Source organism: Candidatus Methylomirabilota bacterium, from assembly GCA_035936835.1.
Taxonomy (GTDB): Bacteria; Methylomirabilota; Methylomirabilia; order Rokubacteriales; family CSP1-6; genus AR37.
Genome location: DASYVT010000035.1, coordinates 1 through 4,801, shown reverse-complemented (window position 1 = coordinate 4,801; position 4,801 = coordinate 1). Strand labels below are relative to the sequence as shown.

Sequence of the window (4,801 nt, the reverse complement as noted above, 5' to 3'; positions counted from 1 at the left end):
GCGGGAGATGATGCGGGATCTGAACAACATGCTGCGCGAGCGTGCCCAAGGGGGCGAGCCGGACTTCCAGAGTTTCAAAGACAAGTGGGGACAGAACTTCCCCGGCGTCGAGAGCCTCGATCAATTGCTCGAGCAGATGGGCAAGCAGATGGGCCAGATGCAGTCGCTGATGCAGAGCCTCACGCCGGGCCAGCGCCAGCAGCTCCAGGACATGATGCAGTCGCTCTTCGCCAAAGACGAGCGGCTCGAGGCCGAGATGGCCCAGCTCGCCATGAACCTCGAAGACCTCCTGCCCATGGACGCGCTCCGCCGGCCGTACGACTTCAAGGGCGACGAGAACCTGTCCATGAAAGAGGCCATGCGCGTCATGGAAGAGCTCCAGGAGATGGACCAGCTCGAGCGCCAGCTGAGGCGCGCGAAGGACCCGGGCGACCTCGACAAGATCGACAAGGACGACATCGAGCGGCTCCTGGGCGAAGAGGCCGCGCGCGATCTCCAGAAGCTCCGCGAGCTCGCGAAGAAGCTCGAGGAGGCAGGATACCTGGAGAACAAGGGCGGGAAGCTCCAGCTGACGGCGCGGGCCATCCGCAAGATCGGCGACAAAGCGCTCCGCGACGTCTTCGACCACCTCAAGCGCGACCGCTTCGGCCGCCACGCCGTCTCGCGTCGCGGCGCCGGCGGCGACCGCACCGACGACGCCAAGCGCTACGAGTTCGGCGACCCCTTCCTGCTAGATCTCCGGTCCACGCTCATGCACGCGGTCGAGCGCGGCGGCCCGGGCACGCCCGTCCGGCTCTCGCCGGATGACTTCGAGGTCTGGCGCACCGAGCTGTCGACGCAGGCGGCCACGGTCGTCCTGCTCGACCTCAGCCGCTCGATGCTCTACAACGGCTGCTTCCTGCCGGCCAAGAAGGTGGCGCTGGCGCTCCACGCCCTGATCCGCGGCCAGTTCCCGCGCGACAGCCTACACATCGTGGGCTTCTCGCTCTACGCCCGCGAGTTCAAAGCCGCGGAGCTGCCCGAGCTGTCCCCCAGCGGGACCAACATCGGCACCAACATGCACGCGGCCTTGATGCTCGCCCGCACGCTCCTTGGGCGCCAGAAGGGCGGCAACAAGCAGATCATCATGATCACCGACGGCGAGCCGACGGCGCACATGGAGGACGGAGAAGCGGAGTTCTCCTACCCGCCGACGCGGCGGACGCTCCAGGAGACGCTCAGGGAAGTCCAGCGCTGCACGCGCGAGGGCATCACCATCAACACCTTCATGCTCGAGCGGAGCGCGATGCTGGCGGCGTTCGTCGAGCAGATGACGAAGATCAACCGCGGCCGCGCCTTCTTCGCCACCCCGGAGCGCCTCGGCGAGTACGTCCTCGTGGACTACGTCAGCAACAAGCGCCGCGCCTCGTAGCCGGACCCCCGAGTGTCGGCGATCTCCGTCAATCACATAAGCCGTTTCTGGGGCGCAACCCGCGCCGTGGACGACGTCAGCTTCGAGGCGGCCGCGGGCAAGATGCTGGTGCTGCTCGGCCCTTCGGGCTGCGGCAAGTCCACGACACTCCGGCTCATCGCGGGGCTCGAGCAGGTCTCGGGCGGCACGGTCCTGATCGGCGGCGCTGACGTCACGCACCTGCCTCCGGCGCAACGGAAACTTTCCATGGTCTTCCAGTCGTACGCGCTCTTCCCGCACCTGTCGGTCGCGGAGAACATCGTCTTCGGCCTGCGGGTGCGCCGCGTGCCCGCGGCCGAGCGCGTGGAGCGGCTCAAGCGCGTGGCGGACCTGCTCGGCTTGGACGGCCTGCTCGATCGCAAGCCGTCACAGCTCTCGGGAGGCCAGCAGCAGCGCGTGGCCCTCGGCCGCGCCATCATCGCCGAGACGGCCGTGTGCCTCATGGACGAGCCGCTCTCCAACCTCGACGCCCAGCTCCGCCTCGAGATGCGGCGCGAGATCAGGAGCCTCCAGCAGAAGCTCGGCGTCACGATGGTGTACGTCACGCACGACCAGACCGAGGCCATGAGCATGGCCGACCAGGTCATCCTTCTGCGCGACGGGCGCGTCGAGCAGGACGCCACGCCGGCGGAGCTGTACGCGCGCCCCGCCACGGTCTTCGCCGCGCGCTTCATCGGCACGCCGCCCATGAACGTGCTGACTCTCGCCGACGGCCCCAGCGGCGCGGTCATCGAGGGCAGTACGGGCCCAACCGTCCTGCCGGGACCCGGTGCCGGGCTCCTGCTGGGAGTGCGACCCGAGGAGATACGCCTGGCAATCGACGGCGGGCTCGCCGCCCTCGTCACGACCGTGGAGTACCTCGGCGCCGATTCGATCCTGACCTGCGCCGTCGGCGCCCAGACGCTCGCAGTGCGGGCCTCCGGACGGGTCGAGCTGCCGGCCGGCACGCCGGTCCACCTGACATGGAGCAAGGACGCGGTCCACGTATTCGATTCTCAACGAGGAGGAGAACGCACATGATCGTCAATGCCATCGCACGCGTGACTGCCGCACTGCTGCTTGCCTGCTTCGCGGGCGGCGCGCTTCCCGCCGCGGCCCAGCAGCCGGTCGAGGTGTCCTTCTACTACCCCGTGGCCGTCGGGGGCCCTGTAACCAAGATCATCGATGGCCTCGCGGCGGACTTCCAGAAAGAGAACCCGGGCATCAAGGTCAAGCCGATCTACGCCGGCACCTACCAGGAGACCATCGTCAAGGTGCTGACGGCGCTCAAGAGCGGCGAGGCGCCCCAGATGTCGGTGCTGCTCTCGACCGACATGTTCACGATCATCGACGAAGACGCCGTCATCCCCTTCGACGACATCGCGACCAGCGCCGAGGACAAGACGTGGCTCAAGGGCTTCTTTCCGGCCTTCATGCTCAACAGCCAGACGGGCGGCAAGACCTGGGGCATCCCCTTCCAACGCTCGACGATCGTCATCTATTGGAACAAGGAGCTGTTCAAGGAGGCGGGGCTCGACCCGAATCGCGCGCCGGCGAACTGGGCGGAGCAGATCGAATACGCCAAGAAGCTGACGAAGCGCGACGCGAGCGGCAACGTCACGCAGTGGGGGCTGAAGGTGCCGTCCTCCGGCTTCCCCTACTGGCTCTTCCAGGGCTTCACGACACAGAACGACGTCCTGCTGATGAACCCGGCCGGCACCGAGACCTACTACGACAAGCCCGCCGTGGTCGAAGCGCTCCAGTACTGGGTCGACCTGAGCAAGACGCACAAGGTCATGCCCCCGGGCATCATCGAGTGGGGCACGACGCCGAAGGACTTCTTCGAGCGCCAGACCGCGATGATGTGGACGACCACGGGCAACCTGACCAACGTGAAGAACAACGCCAAGTTCGAGTTCGGCGTCGCCATGCTGCCGGCCGGCAAGCGACGCGGCTCGCCGACGGGCGGCGGCAACTTCCACATCTTCAAGAAGAGCACGCTCGCCCAGCAGGCGGCCTCGCTCAAGTTCATCAAGTGGATCACCTCGCCCCAGCGCGCGGCCCAGTGGGGCATCGACACGGGCTACGTCGCCGTGCGGCCAGACGCGTGGGAGACGCCGGTAATGAAGCAGTACGTGGGGGGGTTCCCCGCCGCCGCCGTGGCGCGCGACCAGCTACCGTACGCGGTCGCGGAGCTGTCGACGCACGACAACCAACGCGTGACAAAAGCGCTCAACGACGGGCTCCAGGCTGCGCTGACCGGCACCAAGACGGCGGAGCAGGCGATGAAGGACGCCCAGCGCGAGGCCGAGCGCATCTTGCGGGCTTCCCGGCGCTAGTGCATCGCCAGACCGTGCAGGGGTGGCTGCTGCTGCTGCCCGCGGCCCTGCTGCTCGTGACGTTCACGCACTTTCCGACGGCGGCGACGCTGTACCACAGCTTTTTCTCGACCGCCAAGCCGAGCCGTCCATCCGTCTGGGTGGGGCTCGACAACTACCGGGCGATGGTCGAGGACCCGGTGTTCTGGCAGGTCCTCGGCAATAACATCTGGTACGCGCTCGCCACCATTCCGCTGTCGATCGTGCTGGCGATCCTCATGGCGATCTGGGTCAACGGCAAGATCCCCGGCCGCAGCCTCCTGCGCCTGTCCTTCTTCACGCCGACGGTGCTGCCGATGATCGCAGTCGCCAACATCTGGCTCTTCTTCTACACGCCGGGCTACGGCCTCCTCGAGCAGATCACGGGGCTCTTCGGCCTGCCGAGCCACAACTGGCTCGGCAGCCAGAGCACCGCGCTCCCCTGCCTCATCGTCGTCACGGTCTGGAAGGAAGCGGGCTTCTTCATGATCTTCTACTTGGCGGCGCTCCAGTCCATGTCGCCCAACCTGGGCGAGGCGGCCGCGCTCATGGGCGCGGGGCGCTGGTACTTCTTCCGGCGCGTGACCTTCCCGCTGCTGATGCCGACCACGCTCTTCGTGCTGGTCAACGCCGTGATCAACTCCTTCAGGCTGGTGGACCACATCATCGTGATGACCAAGGGCGGGCCGGACAACGCCACGTCGCTGCTCCTCTATTACATCTACGACGTCGGCTTCAAGTTCTGGGACGCGGGCTACGCCGCGGCGCTGACGCTGGTGCTGCTGGTCATCCTGGCGGCCTTCGCCATGGGCCAGTTCCTCTTCCTCGACCGCCGGGTGCACTATCAATGAGAATCCGCGCACTCGAGACGGCCGGCGCGTGGCTCCTGGGCTTTCTCTGGGCGCTGCCGCTGGCCTACGCCGTGTGGACGGCCTTTCATCCGGCGGAGTTCTCCACTCACTTCGTGCCGACGGCGCCGCTGACGATGGAGAACTTCGCGAAGGCCTGGGCGGCG

General features: G+C 67.0%; 5 protein-coding genes. All 5 read left to right on the top strand.

Annotated features, from left to right (window positions below; genetic code table 11):
- Positions 1-1,411: VWA domain-containing protein (locus VGV06_03405; protein HEV2054203.1), on the top strand; the 1,411-nt coding region annotated here is incomplete at its 5' end.
- 12 nt (positions 1,412-1,423) lie between these two features.
- Positions 1,424-2,470 carry an ABC transporter ATP-binding protein gene (locus VGV06_03400; GenBank protein HEV2054202.1) on the top strand — a complete coding sequence of 349 codons (1,047 nt, stop codon included), beginning with the start codon at positions 1,424-1,426 and terminating at the stop codon, positions 2,468-2,470.
- Positions 2,467-3,768, top strand: a complete 1,302-nt coding sequence (locus VGV06_03395; GenBank protein ID HEV2054201.1) for an ABC transporter substrate-binding protein — start codon at positions 2,467-2,469, stop codon at positions 3,766-3,768. The genes VGV06_03400 and VGV06_03395 overlap by 4 nt, the downstream gene beginning before the upstream one ends.
- The gene (locus tag VGV06_03390; GenBank protein ID HEV2054200.1) at positions 3,768-4,637 is read left to right on the top strand and encodes a sugar ABC transporter permease; all 870 of its coding nucleotides are present in this window, start codon (positions 3,768-3,770) and stop codon (positions 4,635-4,637) included. The genes VGV06_03395 and VGV06_03390 overlap by 1 nt, the downstream gene beginning before the upstream one ends.
- A partial coding sequence (locus VGV06_03385) for a carbohydrate ABC transporter permease (protein HEV2054199.1) occupies positions 4,634-4,801 on the top strand: 168 nt, incomplete at its 3' end. The genes VGV06_03390 and VGV06_03385, both read left to right, overlap by 4 nt.

Excerpts from the sequence above, each read along its gene's own strand:
- VGV06_03395 (HEV2054201.1), top strand. The coding sequence starts at position 2,467 with ATGATCGTCAATGCCATCGCACGCGTGACTGCCGCACTGCTGCTTGCC.